Annotated in this window: 1 protein-coding gene; it reads right to left on the bottom strand. The window is 72.0% G+C overall.

Annotated elements, in window-relative coordinates; translation table 11 throughout:
- A partial coding sequence (locus IN07_RS24235; protein ID WP_156119308.1) for a methyl-accepting chemotaxis protein occupies positions 1 to 1,381 on the bottom strand: 1,381 nt, incomplete at its 3' end.
- Positions 1,382 to 1,779: the final 398 nt, after the last annotated feature.

Here is a 1,779-nt window from a genome sequence, read left to right as displayed (position 1 = left end):
CGGAGGTGTCGCCCTGGATGGCCTCCACCCGACGGGCGATGTCCTCCGTCGCCCGCGCCGTCTCCTGCGCCAGCTCCTTCACCTCGTTCGCGACCACCGCGAACCCCTTGCCCGCCTCACCGGCCCGTGCCGCCTCGATCGTGGCGTTCAGCGCCAGCAGGTTCGTCTGCTCCGCGATGGAAGTGATCGTCTTCACCACCGCACCGATCTCCTTGGAGGAGATCCCCAGCTTCGTGATCGTCGCCGTGGTCGCCTCCGCCTCGCTCACCGCCGACGCCGCCACCCGCGCCGCCTCGTTCGCGTTCTGGCTGATCTCCCGGATCGAGGCCCCCATCTCCTCCGCGCCTGCCGCCACCGTCGCCACGTTCCGGCTGACCTCCTCGGCCGCCGCGGACACCACACCCGACTGCGCCGAGGTCTCCTCCGCCGACGACGAGATCTGCGCCGACGACGCGCTCAACTCCTCCGACGACGCCGCCACCGCATCAGCCGACGCGACGATCTCCGCGACCGTGTCGGCCATGGTCTGCGCGGCGGTGTTCAGCGCCGCCGACATCTGTCCCATCTCGTCCCGGCCGCGCACGGGCAGCCGCACGGTGAGGTCACGCCCGGCGAGCCGCTCCAGGGCGACCTGGATCTCCCGGACGCCACGCACGATCCCGCCGGACACCACGAACGACAGGCCGGCGCCGAGCAGCACGGAGGCGAGGGCAACCAGCACCATGTTGCGGACGGTGGCCGACTCGGCGGCCTCGGCCTCGGCGCGCGTCTCCGCGACGCGGGTGTCCACGGAGCTGACCAGGTCGGTCATCGCCTGGTCGAGCACGTAGAAGACGTCCCACTTGTCCCCGGTGGAGACCGCATCCCCCTCGTCCAGCCGCCCCTCCGCCCAGAGGGCGAAGATCTGGTCGTTGAAGGCGCTCATCGCGGTCCAGTTCTCCTGGATCGTGTCGAGGCTGGCCCGCGCCTCGGCGTCCAGCAGGTCACGGTCGAGGGCGAAGAGCTCCTCGAACCCGTTCGCGCCGTCCTCGTAGTTGGGCACGTTGTCGCCGTCGGGGGCGGCGGCGATCGCGCCACCGTCCACCCGCGCGCGCCAGGCGGTGATGTTCTGCCAGTTGGCGGCCCACAGGAGGTCGTACCGGGCGTCCTCGACGGCGCGCTGGACGCCCACGGCCGCCGTCGCCCGGGCGTTCAGGTCACTCACCCGGTTCGACCCGGTGATCCCGGTGACCGCGACGGCGGCCAGACCGATCAGCAGGATGGCGCTCAGGGCGAAGATGCGGGTCCTGATGCCCCGGTCGTGCAGCCAGCCCCGTGTGCCGCCACGCGTCGTCGTGTGGGTCGATCCGGTCGTCCGGGCGAGGACGGATGGTGCGCTCACGAAGGGGCCTCCTGGGCTCGAGCTGGTCCGACCGGTCCGTCGGTCGGGGGTGACGACCGGTCACGCGCGGGACGCGTGGGGTGCACGTGACTCGGTGTCGTCCGGCAGATCGTCGGGCAACGGACCGGCGCAACCATCCGTCCGCAGCGCGTGTCGCGCCGTTGACCAGCAGAAAGACCGTTGACCACCGACAGGGGGCGACGAGTCGACACCCGCTGCCGGTGACCGCGGGCCGAGGAACGCAGCACGGCCGCACGGACGGGGTGTCCGTGCGGCCCTGCTGTGCGGTGGAGCTCCGGATCAGAAGGTGAAGCGGGCCACGCTCCCCCGCAGGTCACTCGCCATCCGGGACAGCTCGTCGACGGCCTGCCGGGTCTGCCCCAGCGCCTGCGTCGTCG

It is taken from the genome of Modestobacter caceresii, from assembly GCF_000761485.1.
Taxonomy (GTDB): Bacteria; Actinomycetota; Actinomycetes; order Mycobacteriales; family Geodermatophilaceae; genus Modestobacter; species Modestobacter caceresii.
The sequence above is the reverse complement of the archived record's forward strand: the minus strand, read 5'-3'. Positions and strand labels throughout refer to the sequence as shown.